15 protein-coding genes are annotated in these 23558 nt (G+C 41.7%); 2 read left to right on the forward strand and 13 right to left on the reverse strand.

All coding sequences use genetic code 11. The annotated features are described in order from the left end of the window. Window positions 1–97: 97 nt before the first annotated feature. The 12 genes from carB to sbnA form a co-directional block, all read right to left on the reverse strand. Window positions 98–3316 carry a carbamoyl-phosphate synthase large subunit gene (gene carB / locus ACGHEH_RS02330; RefSeq protein ID WP_138568078.1) on the reverse strand — a complete coding sequence of 1073 codons (3219 nt, stop codon included), beginning with the start codon at window positions 3314–3316 and terminating at the stop codon, window positions 98–100. A gap of 16 nt (window positions 3317–3332) precedes the next feature. Further along, window positions 3333–4466: a glutamine-hydrolyzing carbamoyl-phosphate synthase small subunit gene (gene carA, locus ACGHEH_RS02335; RefSeq protein WP_390441486.1), complete on the reverse strand. Its 1134-nt coding sequence runs from the start codon at window positions 4464–4466 to the stop codon at window positions 3333–3335. Window positions 4467–4677: 211 nt separating this feature from the next. Further along, entirely contained in the window at window positions 4678–5484 is an 807-nt protein-coding gene (dapB, locus tag ACGHEH_RS02340; protein ID WP_390441488.1) for a 4-hydroxy-tetrahydrodipicolinate reductase, read from the reverse strand. A gap of 326 nt (window positions 5485–5810) precedes the next feature. Next, window positions 5811–7910: a TonB-dependent receptor gene (locus ACGHEH_RS02345; protein ID WP_390441490.1), complete on the reverse strand. Its 2100-nt coding sequence runs from the start codon at window positions 7908–7910 to the stop codon at window positions 5811–5813. Window positions 7911–7959: 49 nt separating this feature from the next. Next, entirely contained in the window at window positions 7960–8373 is a 414-nt protein-coding gene (locus tag ACGHEH_RS02350; protein ID WP_390441492.1) for a ParB N-terminal domain-containing protein, read from the reverse strand. A gap of 71 nt (window positions 8374–8444) precedes the next feature. Further along, window positions 8445–9623 (reverse strand): type III PLP-dependent enzyme, encoded by a 1179-nt coding sequence (locus ACGHEH_RS02355; protein ID WP_390441495.1) that lies wholly within the window; start codon window positions 9621–9623, stop codon window positions 8445–8447. Next, window positions 9620–10393 (reverse strand): HpcH/HpaI aldolase/citrate lyase family protein, encoded by a 774-nt coding sequence (locus tag ACGHEH_RS02360; protein WP_390441497.1) that lies wholly within the window; start codon window positions 10391–10393, stop codon window positions 9620–9622. The genes ACGHEH_RS02355 and ACGHEH_RS02360 overlap by 4 nt, the downstream gene beginning before the upstream one ends. Beyond that, the gene (locus ACGHEH_RS02365) at window positions 10386–13802 is read right to left on the reverse strand and encodes an IucA/IucC family protein (RefSeq protein WP_390441500.1); all 3417 of its coding nucleotides are present in this window, start codon (window positions 13800–13802) and stop codon (window positions 10386–10388) included. The genes ACGHEH_RS02360 and ACGHEH_RS02365 overlap by 8 nt, the downstream gene beginning before the upstream one ends. Next, window positions 13799–14992: an MFS transporter gene (locus ACGHEH_RS02370; protein ID WP_390441502.1), complete on the reverse strand. Its 1194-nt coding sequence runs from the start codon at window positions 14990–14992 to the stop codon at window positions 13799–13801. Before ACGHEH_RS02370 ends, ACGHEH_RS02365 begins: the two co-directional genes overlap by 4 nt. Continuing rightward, on the reverse strand, window positions 14979–16652 hold the full coding sequence (locus ACGHEH_RS02375) for an IucA/IucC family protein (RefSeq protein ID WP_390441504.1): 1674 nt from the start codon (window positions 16650–16652) through the stop codon (window positions 14979–14981). Before ACGHEH_RS02375 ends, ACGHEH_RS02370 begins: the two co-directional genes overlap by 14 nt. Window positions 16653–16881: 229 nt before the next feature. Then, window positions 16882–17895, reverse strand: coding sequence for a 2,3-diaminopropionate biosynthesis protein SbnB (gene sbnB / locus ACGHEH_RS02380; protein ID WP_390441506.1), 1014 nt, complete (start codon window positions 17893–17895; stop codon window positions 16882–16884). A gap of 14 nt (window positions 17896–17909) precedes the next feature. Then, the gene (gene sbnA, locus ACGHEH_RS02385) at window positions 17910–18893 is read right to left on the reverse strand and encodes a 2,3-diaminopropionate biosynthesis protein SbnA (protein ID WP_390441509.1); all 984 of its coding nucleotides are present in this window, start codon (window positions 18891–18893) and stop codon (window positions 17910–17912) included. A 417-nt stretch (window positions 18894–19310) separates the two neighbouring features. On the opposite strand from sbnA, the gene ACGHEH_RS02390 reads away from it, so the two are divergent. Then, a complete protein-coding gene (locus tag ACGHEH_RS02390) occupies window positions 19311–20624 on the forward strand; it encodes a Na+/H+ antiporter NhaC family protein (RefSeq protein ID WP_390441512.1) in 1314 nt (437 codons plus the stop codon). Window positions 20625–20979: 355 nt separating this feature from the next. Then, entirely contained in the window at window positions 20980–21759 is a 780-nt protein-coding gene (locus ACGHEH_RS02395) for a nucleoside-binding protein (protein WP_390441515.1), read from the forward strand. Between the two features lie 58 nt (window positions 21760–21817). On the opposite strand, the gene ACGHEH_RS02400 is transcribed toward ACGHEH_RS02395, so the two are convergent. Next, window positions 21818–23368 (reverse strand): AbgT family transporter, encoded by a 1551-nt coding sequence (locus tag ACGHEH_RS02400; RefSeq protein ID WP_390441517.1) that lies wholly within the window; start codon window positions 23366–23368, stop codon window positions 21818–21820. Between the last annotated feature and the right edge of the window lie 190 nt (window positions 23369–23558).

Here is a 23558-nt window from a genome sequence, read left to right on the forward strand (position 1 = left end):
AGTACAGAAGTAAAAGCCCGGTAAAACCGGGCTTTAATATTTCAATTAATTGGCTAAGTCTATATCACGATGCATAGACTAGGCAATGCTTCGACAATTAATTTACGCGCTTGTGTAGCTCTTGTACTGAAGAAACCGTTGCACGGTCATCTGCAGAATTTGCTTTACAGTTAGCAAATGCAGCATTAAGCGTTGTTGTGTAGTTCACTTTGCCCTGTAGTGCACCACGACGAAGTACTTTAGAGTCTTCGATTGCTTGACGACCTTCAGTCGTGTTTACAATGTAGCTATATTCACCATTTTTTATACGGTCAAGAATATGAGGACGACCTTCAAATACTTTGTTTACACGACGAGCTTCAATACCTGCGTCTTCTAATGCTTTCGCAGTACCGCCAGTTGCGTCTAGTTCAAAGCCTAATTCACGCATCGTTCGAGCAAGCTCAACGATACGCTTCTTATCGCTGTTACGAACTGAAAGTAGCGCACGACCACCACGTGGCATTACGTTACCTGCACCAAGCTGTGCTTTAGCGAATGCTTCAGCGAATGTGTCACCCACACCCATTACTTCACCTGTTGAGCGCATTTCAGGACCACGCATTGGGTCAACGCCAGGGAACTTAGCGAATGGAAGTACCACTTCTTTTACGCTGTAGTAAGGTGGAATGATTTCTTTCGTTACGCCTTGGCTTGCAAGTGACTGACCCGCCATACAACGTGCAGCTACTTTAGCCAGTGCAACACCCGTTGCCTTAGATACAAATGGTACAGTACGCGCTGCACGAGGGTTAACCTCGATTAGGTATACTTCGCCATCTTTAACAGCAAACTGAGTATTCATTAGACCCACAACGCCAAGCTCTAACGCCATGCGTGTTACTTGGTCACGCATGCGGTCTTGGATTTCAGGGCTTAATGAGTAAGCTGGAAGTGAACATGCTGAGTCACCTGAGTGAACACCTGCTTGCTCGATGTGCTCCATGATACCACCAATGATAACTTGCTCACCGTCACAGATAGCATCCACGTCGATTTCAATCGCGTCATCTAGGAAACGGTCAAGTAGTACTGGCGCTTCGTTAGACGCTTGTACCGCTTCAGTCATGTAACGACGTAAATCGTCTTCGTCGTATACGATTTCCATCGCACGACCGCCCAGTACGTATGAAGGACGAACAACTAGTGGGAAACCGATTTCTTGAGACTTAGCCACTGCTTCTTCTAGTGAAGTAACCGTTGCATTCTCTGGCTGAAGAAGGTCTAAACGCTCAACCATTTGCTGGAAGCGCTCACGGTCTTCTGCACGGTCGATTGCATCTGGTGAAGTACCAATGATTGGCACGCCGTTCGCTTCAAGTTCACGGGCTAGTTTAAGTGGTGTTTGACCACCGTACTGCACGATAACGCCTTTTGGCTTTTCAACACGAACGATTTCTAGTACGTCTTCTAGCGTGATAGGCTCGAAAAATAGACGGTCTGATGTATCGTAGTCGGTAGAAACTGTCTCAGGGTTACAGTTAACCATAATCGTTTCGTAACCATCTTCACGCATTGCAAGGGCTGCGTGTACACAACAGTAATCGAATTCGATGCCTTGACCGATACGGTTAGGACCACCGCCGATAACCATGATCTTGTCTTTGTCTGATGGGTTCGCTTCACACTCTTCATCGTATGATGAGTACATGTAAGCTGTGTCTGAGCTAAATTCTGCCGCACACGTATCTACGCGCTTGTATACAGGAAGAACTTCTAGCGTATGACGCTTCTTACGTACTTCAGACTCGCTTACACCAAGTAGCTCTGCGATACGTGCATCAGCAAAACCTTTACGCTTCAAACGGCGTAAGAAATCTTTGTTCAGGCCAGCCATGCCGCCTTCAACGATTTTCGCTTCGTCTTTGATAATGTCTTCGATTTGCACTAGGTACCAACGGTCAATCTTAGTCAACTCGAATACATCTTCAACGCTCATGCCATGACGCATTGCATCAGCAACGTACCAAATACGCTCTGCGCCTGGCTCACGTAGTTCACGGACGATTTTTTCTTTCGCGCTAGGGTCATCTAGTGCTACAACTGGGTTCAAACCCGTTGCACCAACTTCTAAGCCACGAAGTGCTTTTTGAAGTGACTCTTGCTGGTTACGGCCGATTGCCATCACTTCACCTACCGACTTCATTTGAGTCGTTAGACGGTCGTTAGAGCCTGCAAATTTTTCAAAATTGAAACGAGGGATCTTAGTTACAACGTAGTCAATTGACGGCTCGAAAGATGCAGGTGTTGCGCCACCTGTGATGTCGTTTTGAAGCTCGTCTAACGTGTAACCTACTGCTAATTTTGCAGCGATTTTAGCAATTGGGAAACCAGTTGCTTTTGATGCAAGTGCAGATGAACGAGATACACGCGGGTTCATCTCAATGATAACCATACGGCCATCATCTGGATTTACACCAAACTGTACATTTGAACCACCTGTTTCAACACCGATCTCACGAAGAACTGCCATCGATGCGTTACGCATTAGCTGGTATTCTTTATCAGTTAGTGTTTGTGCTGGTGCTACAGTGATTGAGTCACCTGTGTGAACACCCATTGGGTCGAAGTTCTCGATAGAACATACGATGATACAGTTGTCATTTTTGTCACGAACAACTTCCATCTCGTACTCTTTCCAACCTAGTAAGCTTTCATCAATAAGAAGCTCGCTAGTCGGTGAAAGATCAAGGCCACGGGTACAGATCTCTTCGAACTCTTCCATGTTGTAAGCAACACCACCACCGGTACCACCCATGGTGAAAGAAGGACGAATAATACATGGGAAGCCGATACGTGTTAACGTGTCACGTGCTTCATCCATTGAGTGTGCGATTTCTGCGCGAGGACACTCAAGGCCAATTGCCTTCATCGCAGCATCAAAACGCTCACGGTTTTCTGCTTTGTCGATTGCATCTGCTGTTGCACCAATTAGCTCAACGCCATGCTTTGCAAGTACGCCGTGCTTGTCTAGGTCAAGTGCACAGTTAAGAGCAGTCTGACCACCCATAGTAGGTAATACAGCATCTGGCTTTTCTTTTTCAATGATACGCTCAACAACTTCCCAGTGAATTGGCTCGATGTAAGTCGCATCAGCCATTTCAGGGTCAGTCATGATAGTTGCAGGGTTTGAGTTAACTAGGATAACTCGGTAACCCTCTTCTCTAAGTGCTTTACAAGCTTGCGCGCCTGAGTAGTCAAACTCACACGCCTGACCGATAACGATCGGGCCTGCACCTAAAATTAGAATACTTTGTATGTCGGTACGTTTTGGCATGGTTACTCCGCTCTAATTACGCTTTACGTGCTTGCATTAGTTCAATGAAATGGTCGAACAGTGGCGCAGCGTCGTGAGGACCTGGGCTCGCTTCTGGATGACCTTGGAAGCTAAATGCTGGCTTATCAGTACGGTGAATACCTTGTAATGTGCCATCGAATAACGATACGTGCGTTGCACGTAAGTTTTCTGGCAGACTTGCTTCATCCGCTGCGAAACCGTGGTTTTGCGCAGTGATCATAACAACATTACGGTCTAGGTCTTTAACCGGGTGGTTACCGCCGTGGTGGCCAAACTTCATTTTCACCGTCTGCGCACCTGAAGCTAGGGCTAAAAGCTGGTGACCTAAACAGATACCAAAAATTGGTGTATCTGTTTCAAGGAAAGTTTTGATTGCTTCGATTGCGTAAGTACATGGCGCTGGGTCACCAGGACCATTTGAAAGGAAAATACCATCTGGGTTTAGTGCTAACACGTCTGCAGCGGAGGTTTCTGCAGGAACAACTGTTAGTTTACAACCACGGTCTACTAGCATACGAAGGATGTTTTTCTTCACACCGAAGTCATAAGCAACAACGTGGAATTTTGCATCTTCATCAGCAAGTGTTTTAAAGCCCTCGCCAAGCGTCCAGCTTGTCTCGTTCCATGTGTACTGCTCTTTTGTACACACAACTTTGGCTAAATCCATACCTTTTAGGCCCGGGAAAGCTTGTGCAGCTTTTAGTGCCTTTTGCTCGTCAATATCACCAGCGATGATACAACCGTTTTGCGCGCCTTTATCACGTAAAATACGCGTTAACTTACGTGTATCGATATCTGCGATACCTAAAATATTGCGCTGCTTTAAGTAATCATCTAGTGATTGCTCGTTACGGAAGTTACTAGCAAGCAAAGGTAAATCACGAATTACTAGGCCTTTCGCCCAGATTTTGTTCGCTTCTTCATCTTCGCTATTAGTACCCGTATTACCGATATGCGGGTAAGTCAGAGTTACGATCTGTTCTGCGTACGATGGATCAGTCAAAATTTCCTGATAACCAGTCATCGAAGTGTTGAATACAACTTCACCAACTGACATACCGTCAGCACCGATAGCTGTACCGCGGAACACTGTGCCGTCTTCTAGGACTAACAGAGCGGATTTAGTCAAGTTAACCTCCTAATGGTAAAAAACGGGACCCAGCCAACAAAGCCGGAATACCCGTTTAAAAAGCGCTTGGTAACACGCCACTTATAAAAATTTGGCAAATTCCAAGTATTTTAGATGAAAACTTGAGAAAGGTCTATGAAAAAACCTTAAAAAATTAAAAATATCCCCTTTAACTGTTTTTTTACTTGAAACGGTTAAAAAAGTAACTTTTCTATCTAAATCCTAGCACATCTTGCATAGTATAAAGTCCAACAGGCTTGTCCTTTAACCAGGCTGCAGCCCTTACAGCACCTTTAGCAAAGGTCATTTTAGAGCTTGCTTTGTGGGTTAATTCAAGTCTTTCGCCTTCTGCAGCAAAATAAGCCGTATGTTCACCTACTATGTCACCGCCACGCATGACAGAATAGCCAATCTCTTTTTGAGATTTTTCATGCTCACCTTGACTACGATCAAAGATAGCAACTTCATCATGATCCCAGCCTTTAGCCTCAGCTATCGCTTCACCAATCATTAAAGCAGTACCCGATGGGGCATCGATTTTATGTCTGTGGTGCAACTCGAACACTTCAATGTCTACATCATCGCTCAGCGTTTTTGCAGCTTGTTTTACAAGGTTTTCTAATAAGTTGATACCAACAGAGAAATTACGAGAGAACACGATAGGAATATGTTTCGCCGCTTGTTCAAGCTCAGCCATATCTTCAGTGGTTAAACCTGTTGTGCCAATCACTAAAGGCGTTTTACGCGCTAGCGCCGTTGCTAAGTGCTTTTTCATACCCGCAGGTAAAGTGAAATCAATGGCTACATCGACGTCTTCGGCAATCACAGCTTCTGTTGAGAAAGCAACGTTCGTTTCACCCTGATTGATAAAATGCTGCACTTTAGTGCCAATTAAATCATGTTGGTCACGTACATAAGCCGCCGCGAGTGAAGTATTACCTGAAATAAGTGCTGCTTCACACAACACTTTGCCCATTCGGCCATTGGCGCCAAAAATTGCGATGTTAGTCATATTCATCCCCATTCAAATTTTCTGTGTTTATACAGAGTTTGTAGCCATAAATCATCTTTAAAAATTTCATATATTATGTTTTCGCTGAAACTAAAGTTAACTTTTTAACCTTCATCTCAATGTAAGACTGAACTTCGATAATGAAGAGTTAGTTTAAGTAACTTATTCACTTTGATGGGTTGAATTTATAGAAGTGGTCAACAGTAGATGCGTTTTTTAAAAATAAAAAAGCAAGCTTTACAACGAAGTAAAGCTTGCTTCTCACTATGCTATTGCTTTTACAAAAACCTTAAAGTTCAAGAAACATCAAAGTTATTCTGTATAAATAGCAATTACCAATTATAGGTGTACTTCATCGAGAAAGTGCGGCCTCTACCAGGGATCGAGCTGGTATTGTTACCATTTCTTTGTAGCTGACTATAAACAGGGAAATACTGTTTATTGAACACATTTTCAATACCAAAAGTCAGGACGCCTTGTTCCAACTCTAGCTGGGAATTGAAATCAACAATGGTGTAACTTGTTACTTCTCTGCGACCAAATGCATTTTTCGCATTAATTCGATAATCTTTCTCTCCACTTCGCATCAATGTTAAGTTAGCTCGCCATTCACTAGAAATGTCATAATTTAGCTGAGCAGTAAGTTTACTTGGTGGAACGCTAAAACCGTTCATTTGCTGAAATGCATCGGCATTTTGTGCTTTTTCGTCACCATTTATTTTGCTATAGCTAAACTCTGCGCTTAAATCTTGGTTGATGTCCCAAGCAGAAGTTAATTCAACTCCATCAATTTCAACCTCGTTTCGGCTGACTGACAAGCCCATACCTTCACTTTTCACTCGGCCTAGATCAGACTCAGAAATAAAGTAAGCGGCACTAAAATCGAAAGCACCGATTTCACCTCGCCAACCAATTTCTCTATCATAGGACTCTATTGGTTTTAGTGAGGATTGGCTCAAATCAAACTGACTTGAAGCATAACGAATTTGTAGACCTATATCAGGCAATTCATAACCTTCATTAAATGCAGCATAAACAGTGTGGCTGTCATTGATGTCGTAAGTAACACCTAAGTTATAAACTGTTGAGTCATATTCATAACTACTGCCTGAGATAGCGATGTTTTTGCCAAGTGTATTGAAACTATCAAAGCTTGCATCTATTCGCTCGGTTCTTACACCGCCTTCTAGACCAAATTCAGACGTCAACTCAGCTCTAACCTGAAAAAAGGCAGCAGATGTCTGGTGACTAATTTCTGGTACGAATGCTTTGTCTCCCGTTTCTTTAAACACCAAGAAACCACTATTGTCATATACCTCACCATCATACGTGGTGACTGGCATCTCACTGCGTTCATCTTGAAGGTCAACACCCCAATCAAGCTCAATCGTATCGTTTAATTGAGAATTAACCGTTAATTTTGCACCGAAATTTGAGCTTTCAAGATAGGTTTGTGCCAAATGGTTCCACGTTGCAAATGGTCGACCATCGAATGGCGCAAAGCGCGCATCATAATCTCGATAATACAGATTTGCAGTAAGTGCATGTTGCTCAGTGAGTTGGTTCTGATAACCGATATTAAAAACCAAGTTATTAATTTGATTTTGCTTGTCTAACTGTAAACCTTTAATCGATTGCGCTTTGTTGATATAAGGCAAGTTTTTAATACTTGGATCTGAGGCAAAATCAGTATCTTGCTCCAGCACATAACTCAGTAAAGACATTGATAGTTGTTGCTGATCCCACGATTTACTTACCTTGATATCAAAACTATAAATATCACTGTCGAATGTATCACCCTGACTCGGTTCAACAGCCAACCTATCACCTTCAGCATCAGAGAAGCTATCTACTCTTTCATAACTCCCCGCGACACGATATAACCAGTCGTTAACTTGTCCTGACAGTGATTGAGAAAGCATAAATGCGCCATTTTTAAGCTCTACACTTGATGTTGCCGCAGTTTCTTCTTGGCCACTTTTTGTGTAAATATAGATTACGCCACCTGTCGCACCACTTCCATATAGTGCATTGCCACCGCGGAAAATTTCGACTCTTTCTACTTGCGAGGGGTGAAGGTTATGAAGATCTCGAGAAATATTGCGGTTGGTATTCATCGGCACGCCATCGATCAATACCAACGCATTACGACCTCTCAGCGTTGTACCAAAATTGGTCAATGCTGGAGTAGGAGGTGCCATTCCCGGCACCGTTTTAGCCAACACTTCTGCTATGTTTTGCGCACTTGAAAACTGCGTATTTAGCATTTCTTCATCAATCACAGATACATTTCGTGCTATCGAATTAAGATCCGAAGCCATACGTTCAGCTCGAATTTCGATATGCTCAATGTCATCTGCATAAATACGTTCTGATGCACTTGCTAGTAATAAAGAGATGCTGATACATAGCAGAGATTTTTGGTAAATCATTTTAGTCCTTAAAAATAAAAAAGATTATTATTTATATTTCGGGGACATACTATTCTAAATAAGAAGCATTATCAACTAATAGGTTGAGAGAAATATTGCAATTCGGTAAAGGGCGCGAAAATTGGTGACGCGTACTTTTAGGCGGTAATCGCTTCCCTGCCTTCGCATGTTCAATGACACATTTAGGCGTTAATGCTCGACTTGGGTGAGTGCTAATAAACTCCACTTCATCATAATCTAATAAGATGCATGGCACTTTCGCTAACCCCAATCGGCATGCAACCAAGTGGCGATGGTGACCATCCATAATTGAATTGGTCTGTCTATCTACTGTAATTGGCACTCTCCATAACTGTTCTTGTTCTACCTTTTGTTGCAACCAAACTGCCCGTTCTGGTAACACTTCTTCGTTAGGTTTTAGATCATATGGTGATAAGAAATGAATTGATTTATTCAACGGCATACGTTTTTCCTTAAAATTTATATTTCCGGTGAAAGAGCTACCACTAAAAAAAGCGGTAGCGCCATATATAGCTACAAATAAATACGCTCAGGATGAGGATGTGATAAAAAGTCATGATGAGAAATATGCCAACCATAAGCGCCAGCCTTTTCGAACATGACAACATCTCCTGCCCTAATTTTTTCTACTTGCACTTGTTTTGCTAAAACATCTTTTGGCGTACATAACTCACCACATAAAGTGATAGGTGAATCAGATTGCTCTGGTCTAGCAAATGAGAAAGGCCAAGCTTCTCGAGGAATTATTTTGAATGGATGATTGTGTTGCCACGAGGATGGCAGCCTAAAGTGGTGGTTTCCTCCCCTAAGAACAGCAAACGCTTCACCATGATTACTCTTAATATCAGTAACTTCAGTTAAGTAAACACCACAATAAGCGCTTACAAAGCGACCACACTCCATAGCTATATTTATAGACGGATAGTTCTTTAACAAGCTACTCAGTTGCTCACAGTAATGAGACCAATCAAAAGCCCTTTGTTCAGGCTGGTAGGCTACGCCTATTCCCCCGCCTACATTGATGGTTCTCAATGATAAATTGAACTGCTGCTGCCATTGCAAAGCGGTGTCAATATACTTTTCAACAGCTTTAATATGGGTTATTTCATTCAGATTGTTAGAAATACAGTGAAAATGAAAACCGATAATATTCAAGTGTTCAAAGCCTGCTACCTTTTCGAGAAGTAGTTCTAGCTCAGGTTGCTCAATACCAAATTGTGTTGCCTTACCTGCCATTTGCAATGTGGCATCTGGCAATGAAAAGCTAGGGTTGACTCTTAACAGAACATCAATAACTTTACCTTGCTGTTGAGCTAACCAATTCAGCCTATCAAGCTGAAGCTGACTTTCTAGATGAAAGAGCGATACATTATGTTCTAGCGCTGTTTTGAGTTCAGTCAAAGTTTTACCTGGCCCCCCGAACGCGATGGGGACATCTTTACTTATAGATCTAACTTTTATGATCTCCCCCATAGAAGCGACTTCGAATCCATATACATGCGGTAGTAAAGCTTGAAGCATTTGCTCATCACTATTGGCCTTAATTGCGTAATAAAACTGCACGCTTTCTGGTAATGGATTAAGCAACGATGAAATATGCTTATTTAAGCCCTCTAAGTCGTAGATAAAAGCGCATACCTCTTCTGATTGCGCTGCAATATAGCGCTCTACTTTTTCTATATTAATAGTCACTTGTTAAGTTCCTTTTTGAATTCAGCGATATGGGCTTTATGGGCGTTGCGCAAAATTGAGCGGTCATCCCCTAGCACAAAATTACTTACTTGCTTTGCTTGCCAAAAAGCCATCATTTGAGTTGTTCTAGGGATAGCCAGAAATGCGCATTGCTGTGCTTCACAAGCGTCTGCTATTTGCGTCACAGCATGACGAACATCTTCATGCTGTGTTTGCCAAGGCATACCTAATGACTGAGAGAGATCTGCAGCACCTTCTAATAGCGCGTCTACCCCAGGTGTCGCAGCAATCAACGCTGCATTCTCAACACCGAGTGTTGTCTCGATCATTGCTACCACAACGACCCTTTCATTCGCTTCGATTAAACTTTGCGATAAATCACGTGTGGCATATTCATTAAGTCTTGTTGAGTTAAGCCCTCGTTTACCATAAGGGTGATAATAGCAACGCTCTATCAAAGCTTGAGCTTCTGACTGCGTTTCCACCATTGGCGCAACGATGCCTGTTGCGCCAGCATCAAGTAGTGGTGCAATTAAATCGAGCCGACCAGATGGTACTCTTACTAACACATCGAGTGAGGCAGAGCTTGCAGCTAGGAGTACACTTTCAACATCCCGCATGTCATGCAAACTATGCTCTAAGTCGAAAATGATAAAGTCGTACCCTGCCAGTGCTAACTGTTCAATAGCGACTGTACTTGGTATTGAATTAAATACTCCAAAACACTTTGAGGAACTCTTTAAGCGTGATTTCAAAGACGTTTTAGTCATTCTTGCTCCCAGTTCGTGCTAATGGATTTGCAACCGACATGACCCTCAAACGCTGCTCTGGTAAAAAGCGACGACTCGCTAACTGCTCAACATCTATTTTTGAGGCAAAGAAATCAAATACTTCGAACCTTTCACTTAAGTGAGCATGAATGCTCTGATAGTTTTCTATTCGGCTTTTCACTAGAGACCAAAATGCAATACCATCTAGTTCAAAATAACGCTCTAAGAACCATCCCAACTCAGCCAAATTCACAAAACATAATGCATCTTGCGTGAAGTCTCTTAATTCATCTTTGCAATCGGTTTGTAAGAACGAATTTGGATTTACTCTGGCATGCTCTTTGGGTGATTCAATTAAGTTTGGTAAGAGTTCAGGCTTGTCTAATAACCCAACACTAAACCTCACGCCATCATGAAAATCTTTTAGTGCAACTTGTACAGGCAGACCTTGCTTATGGATCAGCAACATATTTTGCGCATGAGATTCCATAGCAATACCGTGTTGCCAAAGCATATGCATTACAGGGATATATACTTTATCGACGAGCTCACTCAACCAAGGAATTAAGCCATATTGCTCTACCCAAGGAGATATTAGAGGCAGTCCATCCACATCAACTTGCATCAGCCCTGTGACCGGCACAGCAGATTCGTCATTACTAATGTACTTAAAAATACTCTCACGCCAAATACAACCTAGTGCACCATATTGGGCCCGGAGTAATGGATTCGATTTAACACTTACCCCTGCAACTTCTCTGAGAATAATCGGCTTTGTGACCGACAACCAAGCATCACTTTGCACCACTAAATTACATAACCAATCGCTTATCATGCCAGCATTAGCAATGGTATGAGGTGCAAGTACACGAGAGGTAGATGTATTTGTAATACTTAATGCCAGCTTCACCGATAAAGCTTTCTCATCACTAAAGTCACTTAAAGTACGAATTGATTGCTGTGGTAAATAACGATGTCCCTCTACATCAAGCGGATAAACACCTTTATTACCAACGAAATAAAGTTGTGCAATATGCTGCCATTGCCAAGGGTGAATAGGTAAGAGCATGACTTTTTCAAGGCTCGTGTTGTAACCTTGAAGTTGAGATTCAATCTGTAATAGCTGTCCATCATTAAAGTGGTTTTTTGCTAATGCGTAAGGGTTATACCCCTCCCCGAAATTGGCACTCAATTCAGTAAGCTCAATCGCTACCCATTTCAAGTTAAAAGGCTTGGCAAGCTCAGGGCCATATAGTGCGTTATCTTCTAATGAAAAGCCAAGTCGCGATTTAAAGCTTGGGTGGTATAAGTGACCATTCGTTATTTTAGCTTCGCAATGTGCGTAATCCATTTCTCTTAAAGGCGTAGTTTGGTTTTCTGTAGCAGCCAATACTTGCGCATGTTTTTGCATTGTATGGTGTAACTCATCATAGAATCTGAGCCATACATCATTTTCAGCCAGTTCCAGTTCAGCTAAATCTGTCATAACTTGCTTTAAAGAGACAACCTGCGTTTGCCCAGCTTGATGGCGAGTTAACGTATCTGACTCAATACGAATTCGATCAAAATGTGCGGTTTTTTTGGCGCACATTTCATATTTAAGCTGTTCACTTAATTCAATTATGAGTCTTTCACCTTGCCATTCTTGAACAAGCACTTTTTCATAAATGAGTGCCTCAATTAATTGCGTGACGACGCGTCCTTCTGACTCAGCAACCGCTCTTGAAACTCTACATTCTTCTAGCTGTAAAGGGTTCTTAATTTCAATCCACTTGGGTGTTTCTCCGCATCCATGTAACGTACTAAGCAAATTGCCTTTGGCCGGTAATGTGTCACTATTTAGTAGCGCAACCGCCAATGATTTTGCTTCATCATGACTATCAACTCTCTCTAAGAAATGACGAGTTGCTGACCATAAGGTTTGCTCTGTGATAGCATGATTACGCGCTAATGCAGATAAAACATGTGCAATATGGTTAATAACTACATAATATTTAAACCGGAACCAAGACTCTTCTTCCGAATAACTTGCTGCACTATTTACGCTTAAATTTAGTTGCTTGCCTTGTGAGATACTGCATCCTTCCATGTCCCTTACAACCAACATACTCGGCCACCCATTCTCAAAGCACATCAACGAATTTTGCAAATGCGCTTCTAAACTCACGCCTGAACGAGCAAATAATCTTAATGTCGGTAATAAAGACGCCTCTAGATAAGCGGTCCACCATTGACTTAGAAAAGATGTGTTAAGCGAGGTATTACGGGCCAAAGCAGCTTCTTTTAGGAAGTCAGTTAAAGGCATTTGTCCATTAATTGGAGATTCTTCAACTAGCGCACCAAGTATCTGGGTTTGTGAGCGTAAAGTGTCATTAAGGCCCTGACGATAAAGCACGGCAAAAGATGCAGCCAATGCGTCATTCTCAATTGTTTGATATGCCAGTTCTGGCAATAACTTCAATCGTGAGATCCCATCTTCAAGACTTTGTTGAACAATGATCTCACTGGCATCTAAAGCCCTTTCTAGATGGCTAGGCGGGTTATTTCTAATAAAGTTTGTGATCCGAACATCTAAAGCCAGTTTAATGAATAACCCTTGTTCAGGTGCAAATACTGTTCTTACAGAAGATGTTGGCCAAACGGTTTCACCCATCGGCCCAAGAGAAATCATAAGACCATCATTCAGGAAAGATTTTACTTGCTCATTTTCTAACAAATAATTAGCCTGCCAAGGGTGACAAGGCAGCAAACGATACTTTTCAAACTGCTCACCAAGTAAGGCCTTTGACTCTTCTAACATAATTGGATCGAGAGGTATTTCGTAAGACTCAATCACTCTTTGCTTTAAAAACTGTGGCGCCACTGCGAAGTAATGTAGCTTAAACGACGCGCCCATTTCAGGGCTGTATCTAGTCAGGTCATCAGCATCAAACCCCTGACAAGCTTTTGAAGTCACATGAAATGGATGACCAAGCAACATTCCTTGCTCTGCGGCAATAAACGCCTCTTTTGTTTGCTGAGTGTTCAGCTCTGTTTTTGTTCCTTTAACATATTGCTGGCAGTGGTACACACTATTACTCACCTTTTCATAAAATTGACTCGCTTTCTCAGGTGAACTGATAACAGCAAGTGACTGACAAAGGTGTTTGATTAAGACATCAATCTCTTCAATTACTGTCGACTTTTTTGAGTCAAGAATAGCAATTGGCATGCTGTAACTGTGGTAACCCGTTAACGAAAAATGCTGAAGATCAAATAGTACGCATATATTGTCGTGGGCAAGCCCTATAGCATATTGATAAGGACCTTCATAAGTAGATTGATAAAGGTCAATTTCTAATTCCCTGATATAAGTATTTAGATACTGTTCAACCAGTTTTGTTTCAAGTAGTGTCCATTGAGTGTTCATTGAGTTTTTACCTTAAAATTTACTTGTAGTGACCATAATAAAAAAGCCACTAGAGCAGCTGCGGCTATAAAAAAGCCAGCGGTTATCCATAAGGCGCTTTCGGCGCCGAAATAAGAAAAGCAAAGCGCTACAGCAAAGGGGCCTAAGAGCTGCCCGACGACTTGTGCGCTTTTAGCAAAACCTAACGCTTTTCCTTGTTGAGCTTGAGAGCTCATTTCATTAATTTGTGCGATAAAGCATTGAGTTTGGGACGCGAAAAAGCAGCCTTGAAGTATTCTTAAAACAGCGATTATCCAAAGCGCAGGCGCAATACCGATAAGAATGATGCACAAACCACATCCTAATGCCCCTAAAGCAAAGCTTTGAGCACTTAACTTTAGCTCTATTTTGCGCCCCCAATACCCAGCTAATGCGAAAGTGCCACACCATGAAAGTGCATGGATCAAGCCTATTTGACTCGCCGTATCAACGCTTTGCCAGTTTTGTGTCATAAACAATGCAAATCCGACAACCAACGCAAATGCACCAGCATGAGATAAAGCACCCGCGATTAACCAAACCCAGATCTGCGAAGATAGAGGTGTTTTTTTTGCAACTTCAGTCTCATCTTTATGGCATTCATGGTCATAAGACGAAGCCCTACTTTTCAGCAGAAATATTGATATCGTTAGGCATATCAAAGATAAATAAGCGACCCCCCATAACACGGTTCCCATTCCAACAGACTGCAAGCTGAATCCACCGACAATAGGGCCTGTTAAACAGGCCAATGCAATGGCCTGTTGCTGTAGCGCTAATTGACGACCCTGGCTAAGTGTCAGTTCCCGGCTGAAATAAAGAGTGAGAATTAAGCCGACACCAGACAACCCCAGTAAAAATCGTGCAGCAATAAAAAGCGCGATAGAATCGGACCAAGCCATGGTAAATAAAGACACCAAATAAGCAGTGAGTGAATACATAAATACAGGCTTGTACGGAAATTTATCAGCAAACATGCCAATTAAAGGAGCACTGAGTAACGCACCGATAGCTGGCGCTGATAATGCCATTGCTGACGCTAAGCCCGATACCGAATTAGATTGCGAGAGCTGCTCCAAATATATTGGCATCACAGGAATTAGTACCATTAGAGAAAAGGTCACTAAGAACTGAGTTGCCAGTACGACATAAAGTTGCTCAGTGCGCTTCACAACTTTGCTCCGGTTTCACCGTGTTTAGCTCGTATAACGGGTTCGCAATGGTAGCCATTGAACTGGGCATACCTGTTACGTCATCTGAAGCACTAAATAATGGCGCTAAAATTTCTTTAAATGGCCAACTAGGTTGTTTAATAAAATTAGACTCGGCCCAGTTACTAAACGCAGCATTATTAAGCTCCGATAGCGCTTCTTGAATATCTTCTGATAATTGCTGCCAAAACTGCGATTCTTTTTCGTAAGGAGAAAACGCTTGCGACAACGCATATAAGTTTACTTGCAGCCCAAGTGTGATGAAATATTTAGATAGCTCAGTTAAATTTGGTAGCACCAGCGTGTTTGGTGTTTGCCAATTAATTTGATAGTCAGGCAAAGTAAGCTGATGAACAGCTAACTGATCTGGACAAATTCTTAAAGAATCATGATCACGTAAGACAAAGACAAAATCATCTTCACTATTAATGGCGATTGACACATTTTGTCCATGACATTCAGGCGCTACCCCAAAATATAAGAACTCCAGGCCCATTTTTACAAAGTATCGACAAACGTTTTTTAAAAGTGTTGTTCGACAAATTCCCTCTTGCTCAATGATATGCCAAGACTCTGGATGATTTAATGCCGCCATTGAAAGCATGAATTTCTTACCACTTTTTGGAAAGCGCCTTATCTGGAAGCCAATCTCACCTTTGCATTGCAGCATGTCAGCATTTTCGCCTAGACTCCACCAAGCCTGTTCATCACATAAAACTACTCGATCCGATAAAAATGTCGATCGGCTTACAATTTGCTGTAATAACTGAAAAGCACAATCTCCATTATATAAATAACGAGGAGGCATGGTTCTCATTGCCCCTAAAGGAGTAGCAATGCTCGCTAATTTTATGTGAACTGAAGGGTCATCTTGATGAAAAAAGGTTCTTAGTGAACTTGTTGCATATCCGAGCTGTGTTACTAAACACAGGTCATGGGCATCTTCAATTTTTAATGCGCAGGCTGTCTGACTGGGCAAAAGAGGAAGTGCAATATAATCCCCTTGTAATTCAGCTAACTTGTGATTGATTGCCGCAGCGTCATACTGACCAAGTAAGGTTTGAACAGTATCTTCATCGTTGCGAGTGAAAACTCTGGCCTTGGGAAAAGCCCACCAGTGAATATTTTGGCCGTGCCAATGCGTTAAAATGTCCTGGAGGCTTGCTTTGGCATGTGCGAAGGGGTGATTGGGTCTATCAACAACAATCGCAAACCATTCGAGTAATTCTGCATGACTTTGAACTGGTGCAGGCTGAGCCAAAATATTTACAGTTGATAAAACTTCTTGCCACTTTGATATGATCCTTAGACTATCTGAGTTTGGCCACCAATCTGCACTGATAAAATGGCTCATTAGCGAATCAAGCTCAATGGCTGTAGCTGGATGCGCTTCACTCTGTAACAAGATCTCATTACCAACAACCTTAAATGGCACCATCTGCCCTTTGTGCTCAATGCAATTAAACAATAGGCTATTTGTTTTGTTCAGGCTTACTTTTAGGTAATGATTATTAATAAAGCTATGGCTTCGAAAATCTCCATAGTTTTCTAAAAAAAGTGCACTAACTAGCTTTTGAATCAAAGCCTTATGAGGGTCATACCGTTTAACCGATATAGTCATTTCTACTCCTTTATATAGCAAAGCGTTTTAACGCTTTGCTAATAAATGCATCCTAGTACTTATACTTTTTGTACTCGCATTCGCAGCTGTCTCCCTGACAATCAATACTCCCTATTACATAGCGTTTCTATGCATAAAAAACATCTATTAATTCCGCTTAACTACAAGTATGTTGACGTTTATTAAAAGGACTTATCTTTCGTAGACAAGTCCAAATTTTATGTGTGATTTAAAATAGAGGTAACTTTGTACCAACATCTTTAGAAATAGCAGCTTGGTAGAACCAACGCGCACAAACTATGTCATCAATAGCCATACCCATCGGATTTAAAAGAATAATTTCATCATCATTCTCTCTACCACAAACTTGCCCAAGAATAATTTCACCTAATTCAGCATGTAACTGTTCACGACTGAACTCACCCTCTTCTACGAGCTGATTGATGACTTTTTTCTCGCGATTCGATTGTTCCCAATCATCAACAATCACCTTGTCTGCTTTAACAAAAACGTCTTTTTCAATATCCATAATCGAAATATTAGAAACAAAGCACCCTTTCTTTAACCACTCATAAGGAATATAAGGTGCATCCGACACAGTACATGTCACGAGCACATCCGCTTTTTCTACTGCGGCTTGTGCAGAAGGATGAATTTCAAATTTTACTTGTGGATATTCTGGCGCAAACTGTGTGATTAATTTATCAGCAGCAATAGCAGATAAGTCGTATAAATGAATTGTCTTAATTGATTGATATTGCTCAAGTAGCGTTTTCACTTGCATTTGAGCAATCGGACCACACCCAATAATCGATACATCACTAAAATCTTTCTTTGCAAGATATTTAGTCGCAACGCCCGTTATTGCTGCTGTACGCATAGCACTGATTAGGCTGGCCTCCATAATTGCGACAGGATAATTTGTTTGCGCATCATTTAGGACAATCACTGCACTGGCTCTTGGGATCTCATATTTCGTCGGGTTGTGTTGTCTTGAACCTATCCATTTGATCCCAGCAATTGGGTTGTCACCTCCTAGGTAACAAGGCATCGCAATAATGCGATCTGCAATATGAGGGGCATCAGGCCACCTTAGGTAAGGTTTAAGGGGTTGCACAAACTCTTGATTTGCATGGAGTTTAAGCCCTTCTTCAATGGCTTCGACAAATGCATTACTGTGATCTGCGCCCAACAGCTTAAGGTCTGATTGACTTAAATATCTTAACTCAGCTTGAATTGTCATTATGTTTTCCTTAATTAGACGATTGATTGTAAAGAGGGAGTTGATAAGTGGCGTTGCTTTACCATATCGAACCAAGTTTGGTCATAGACCAAATCTAAGTATCGGTCGCCTCTATCGGCAAAAAGGGTTAATACAACGCTATGTTTTGGAATGTGAGGTAATAATTTCTTTATGGCTGCTATTGCTGAACCACTTGAGCCACCAGCAAAAATGCTTTCTTCTTTTACTAACTGGCGGCATGCTAATGCTGATTCATAATCGTCGACGTAAATCACCTCATCGACTTCACTTGCATCTAATAATTCAGGGACTCTGCTGGCTCCAATTCCAGGCAACTCTCTTGGGCCAGAATGACCGCCAAATAAAACAGAGCCTTTAATATCTACAGCAACAACTTTTAGGTTTGGATTTGTCTCTTTTAGCCTGCGGGCTACACCCATCAAGGTACCTGAGGTACTCGCGCCAACGACCAAGTAATCGATATTACTTTCCATACTGTTGACGATCTCTTCAGCCTCACCGTAATAATGGCTGCGCCAATTATCGGGATTAGCGTATTGGTTAATCCAAACAGCATTAGGGGTTTCTTTAACTAAACGCTTAACAGTATCGATACGTGTAGCTAAATACCCATTGTTTTCATCTTTCTTTGTGACTTGAACAATATTCGCACCGTAAATCTCTAATAACTTTAAATTTGTTGGCGAGATCTTTGGATCGACAACGGCTGTAAATGGCAGTGAGTGCTGTTGACAAATCATGGCTAGCGCAATAGCTAAATTACCAGATGAACTTTCAATTATATGGCTGTAGGGTGTTATCTCCCCTCTTTTCATACCTTGCTCAACCATAAACTTGGCAGGTCTGTCTTTAATACTGCCGCCAGGGTTTAACATTTCTAGCTTCGCTAAAACCGTGTGCTCTTGCTGGGGGAATAACTTTTTAAGTTTCACAGTTGGTGTATTTCCAACACATGAAAGTATGCTGTCGTAAATCATTTTCCTTTGTCTCAACAGTGATATATGAGGCGGCAAGGATACACCAAACACAAATAAGATCAATTATTATTTGCATTATCATTTAATGAAAATAATACAATAATCTTCTCCTAATAAAGTCTTGACTCATTGCAATTTAAGCTCTGATTACGAAGATATTCCTACAGATAAAAGCAAGAAAAACAGCCTTTTTAAATTCAGTTAAATCAATTCTTTTGTTTATGACAGTAATACATATAAACAATACGTCTTTTTTTAAAAAAATTTAATCAAACAACATAATTCTTGGATTAAGTTTGACAAAACATCTAGCCATCTATACATTCACACATCCTTTATTTACCCTTGAATTATGTACGCAATTGTGTGAACAATGGCTGCATAATAAAAATAACTAATTCTTAATATGAGGTTTACATGCAGGCGTCTGTAAACAAGTTAGCAGCCAAGTTGTCGCTACTGCCTTTACTAACCTTTGTGGCACTCTTTTTAGGTGCAGGCTTATACCTACAATCGCAAGGCGTAGATTATGCGTTCTACCAGTTGCCTGCGCCTGTAGCAATATTACCTGCCATCGTTATCGCATTTTGGGTTAACCGCAAACCCATCAATGACAGTGTAGAAACCTTTATAAAAGGCGCAGGTCATTCAAATATCATCACCATGTGTTTAATTTACCTGCTAGCAGGTGCGTTTTCTGCAGTTGCTGGTGCAACCGGTGGTGTTGATGCGGTTGTAAATGCCGGTTTATCGCTTATTCCACCTTCAATGTTACTACCAGGTCTATTTTTAATTGCTGCCGTAGTTTCAACTGCGATGGGCACATCAATGGGTACCATAGGTGCCATCGGTCCGATTGCGTATGCCGTATCACTTAAAACTGGTATCGACCCAGCGCTTATGGCGGGCACCATAGTTTCAGGTGCGATGTTTGGTGATAACTTATCTATTATTTCTGACACCACCATTGCTGCAACGCGTACGCAGGGCTGTGAAATGAAAGATAAGTTTAAAGAAAACTTAAAGATTGCCATCCCTGCAGCTATCCTGACTATCGCCCTACTGACTTTCCTAACTCCTGAACCACAGGCTGTAGAAACCAAAGACTTTGATTGGTTGTTAGTGCTACCTTATGCGTTTATTTTAGTGCTGGCTGTTGCGGGTCTAAATGTATTCGTGGTGCTATTTAGTGGTATTATTTTCGCTGCAGCGATGGGCTTTACAGCCAACTATGAAGTCGGCAGTTTCGCTAAGGACGTTTATAAAGGCTTCAGCGATATGCAAGAGATCTTCTTGCTGTCGATGTTCATTGGCGGCCTGTCTGAGTTTATCCGAGTGAACGGCGGTCTTGATTATCTGGCACATAAGATCCAAGGTTTAACGGCGTTTATCGCAAAGTTTCACCGTAAAGTGGCTGATCAATTAGGTATTGCTGCACTGGTACTGACCTCTAACCTGTGTATTGCTAACAATACCGTAAGCATCATTGTTGCAGGTCCAGTTGCTAAGAAGCTAGCTGAAGACGGAAGAATCTCAGCGAAACGCTCAGCAAGCTTACTCGATATTTTTGCTTGTGTAATGCAAGGATCATTACCTTATGGTGCGCAAGCACTATTACTTGGCGCGACCTTCAAGATCAGTCCATGGGATGTCTCAACATCGTCCTTCTATTGCTTTATTTTGGCATTCACCGCCATCGCAGTTATCTGCTTGCGCAGAAATAAAGCATAAAGACGAATAAAACAACTTTTCTTGATTTATAGCCCCAATTTCTTTGGGGCTATATGTATACCTAAAATACCTCAAAAACAATGTTCAGAGCGCTTCTTATAACAACCCTCTTAATGAAGCGGCCTATTTTGAGGTAAGTAAAACTTGTCGATAACGAGGCGGAAATTTTGCTATTTAGTTGCTCTAAATAAGAAATTTTCAAAGAAGTTAGCGCCAGTTTTAGTCCCTCAATTAGAACCGCCAAATCATCAAATAGATTTCTTGTCTTAAAGCCAATCAATTCTCGCTGAACCTCGTCACTTGAAGTAATTTGGGTATATAATTCACAATATCTACCCTCTGCAAATAATTTATCATGAATCAAAACATCCGCTTATTAGCCTCTCTCGCACTATGTAGTTCTTTTTCTTCTACTGCAGCGAATTGGAGCGACACGCAATTTCACTTTAACTCTGGCGATGTAAAGAACCCATTTAGTCATCGAAGTGCACAAACACAAATTTATTCTTTCCAGCATGCATCTGGTTATGATTATGGTGATAACTTCTTTTTTATCGACTTTACGAAGGATGATTTAGATGACGGCTTTAATAACAACGACTTTTATGGCGAGTGGTATTCTAGCTTTTTGATGCCAAAAGCATGGCAACCTAGTACAAACTCAGCAATGCAAAGTGCCAGCTTTGTGGCAGGTATTAACGTGTCTGGCGATGCGAAAGTGATTAAGTATCTACCTGGCGTTAAATTAAACTGGAAAGTATCAGGCTTTGATTTTCTCTCAACGACTTTAACGGCATACATTGATGGCAGTGAAGGCGTTGCAAAAGGCGGCGCGCCTTCTCAAACCGACAGCTGGATGTTCGATGTTGCTTGGGGTATGCCATTTAATATTGCTGAACATAAATTTTATTTCACCGGTCACGTGGAATACATAGCCAGCCGTGAAGATGAATTTGGTAGTGATGTAAAAGGTTGGATCTTAGCTCAGCCTGCGGTGCGCTGGGATATAGGCCATGCTTTAATGGGCAAAGAAAAACAACTTATGCTTGGCGTTGAGTGGCAATGGTGGCATAACAAGCTTGGTAAAAATGTTACAGAGTCTTCACCACAACTTCATGTAGTTTGGCATTTCTAGATTAAAATCACGCCATATAAAACGCGCCTATTGGCGCGTTTTATATGGCTCTTAAACTTTAACCAGGGTAGGTATAGCTTGATTGCAGACCTAGTGGAATACCAAGACCCCAGTATGCCAATAAGAACAAACTCCAACCAATTAAGAAAGCAATAGAGTAAGGTAGCATCATCGCAATCAATGTACCGATACCTGTGTCTTTCACATACTTCTGACAGTATACAACCACCAGCGGGAAGTATGGCATCAGCGGTGTAATGATATTTGAGCTTGAGTCACCAACACGGTAAGCCGCTTGGCTTAAATCTGGTGAAATACCCAGTTGCATTAACATTGGCACAAAGATTGGACCAAGTAACGCCCACTTTGCAGAGCTTGAGCCAACAAATAAGTTAACAAAAGCAGTTAAGAAAATAATACCAATCACTGTGATGTAGCTTGGTAAAGCAAGAGCTTTAAGTACTTGCGCACCCTCAATTGCCAATAATGCCCCTAGGTTTGACTGGCTGAATGCAGAGATAAACAAAGCACAGAAGAACGCCATAACAATGTAGTAAGCCATGCTGCCCATTGCTTTACTCATGGCATCAATCATGTCTTTCGATGACTTAAAAGTACCAACCATGAAACCAAAGATGGCACCAGGGATCCAAAATAGTAAGAAGATAAGTGGCACAATTGATTGCATAAGCGGTGCACTAAAATCAGTCAGTGACCCATTCGGACTACGAAGTGCTGAGTCTTCACCGCTTGATGCATAAGCTAATAATGCAAGACCCGCAATCATCACTGAAGATGCAACCAAGAATGCTTTACGCTCTTTAGAAGTGACTTCATCAAAAGAAGGTAGGTTGTCAGTATCGCCATCTACTTTAGTAGCCTGTAAACGAGGCTCAATGATTTTATCAGTAATGTACCAACCAAGTAGGATGATAAATACGCTCGACGCTGAGGTGAAGAACCAGTTGTTTAGTGGGTTTACCGCAATCGTTGGGTCGATGATTTGTGCAGAGCTTTGCGTGAAGCTTTGTAGTAATGGGTCAATACCAGACGGTACGAAGTTAGCACTGAAGCCACCACTTACACCTGCAAATGCGGCTGCGATACCCGCTAGAGGGTGGCGGCCCATGGCATAGTAAATTACACCCGCAATTGGAATAACCAATACATAACCTGCATCAGTGGCTGTGTGGCTCACGATCGCGATTAAAATAATTGACGGCGTTAGTAATGCCTGCGGCGTGCGCTTAAGCATCATTTTTAAGCCAGCATTGATATAGCCTGAGTGCTCAGCAACACCCACACCTAACATAGCTACTAGCACTACACCTAATGGTGCGAAGCCTGTGAAAGTTTTAACCATTGAGGCTAAGAAACCTGCCAGGGCATCACCGCTTAACAGGTTGTGTACAACGATTGCTTCGCCAGTACGCGGATCGATTGCATCGAAAGTCGTACTTGAAAATAACCAAGAGAGTAACCATATAAGTAACATGGCAGATAAAAAGATAATGGCTGGATCTGGCAGTTTATTACCTACCCGCTCAATGCCATTAAGAAACTTGGCCACAGCACCGGTTGGCTGAGCCGTATTCGCTTGTTGAGTCATGCTTTCATCCAATAAAACAAAATTACTTAACCTTAACTTAGATTGCTACTCTCAAGCAAGATAACGTCCCCAAAGGCCATACGATCCGCTTAGTTAATAACCATAAAATTATTTTTTTGCGTTATCGCAATATTTAAGAATAAGAATTCCACTACAATACGCACAAATCATTAAAAGGATCCGACTTACC

The sequence above is a fragment of the Pseudoalteromonas sp. MTN2-4 genome (assembly GCF_042848605.1).
Classification (GTDB): domain Bacteria; phylum Pseudomonadota; class Gammaproteobacteria; order Enterobacterales; family Alteromonadaceae; genus Pseudoalteromonas.

Coding starts and splice junctions, on each gene's coding strand:
- sbnB (WP_390441506.1), bottom strand. CDS start 17,895: ATGACAATTCAAGCTGAGTTAAGATATTTAAGTCAATCAGACCTTAAG.
- ACGHEH_RS02360 (WP_390441497.1), bottom strand. CDS start 10,393: ATGACTAAAACGTCTTTGAAATCACGCTTAAAGAGTTCCTCAAAGTGT.
- ACGHEH_RS02365 (WP_390441500.1), bottom strand. CDS start 13,802: ATGAACACTCAATGGACACTACTTGAAACAAAACTGGTTGAACAGTAT.
- sbnA (WP_390441509.1), bottom strand. CDS start 18,893: ATGATTTACGACAGCATACTTTCATGTGTTGGAAATACACCAACTGTG.
- ACGHEH_RS02350 (WP_390441492.1), bottom strand. CDS start 8,373: ATGCCGTTGAATAAATCAATTCATTTCTTATCACCATATGATCTAAAA.
- ACGHEH_RS02400 (WP_390441517.1), bottom strand. CDS start 23,368: ATGACTCAACAAGCGAATACGGCTCAGCCAACCGGTGCTGTGGCCAAG.
- carB (WP_138568078.1), bottom strand. CDS start 3,316: ATGCCAAAACGTACCGACATACAAAGTATTCTAATTTTAGGTGCAGGC.
- dapB (WP_390441488.1), bottom strand. CDS start 5,484: ATGAATATGACTAACATCGCAATTTTTGGCGCCAATGGCCGAATGGGC.
- ACGHEH_RS02395 (WP_390441515.1), top strand. CDS start 20,980: ATGAATCAAAACATCCGCTTATTAGCCTCTCTCGCACTATGTAGTTCT.
- ACGHEH_RS02375 (WP_390441504.1), bottom strand. CDS start 16,652: ATGACTATATCGGTTAAACGGTATGACCCTCATAAGGCTTTGATTCAA.
- ACGHEH_RS02390 (WP_390441512.1), top strand. CDS start 19,311: ATGCAGGCGTCTGTAAACAAGTTAGCAGCCAAGTTGTCGCTACTGCCT.
- ACGHEH_RS02345 (WP_390441490.1), bottom strand. CDS start 7,910: ATGATTTACCAAAAATCTCTGCTATGTATCAGCATCTCTTTATTACTA.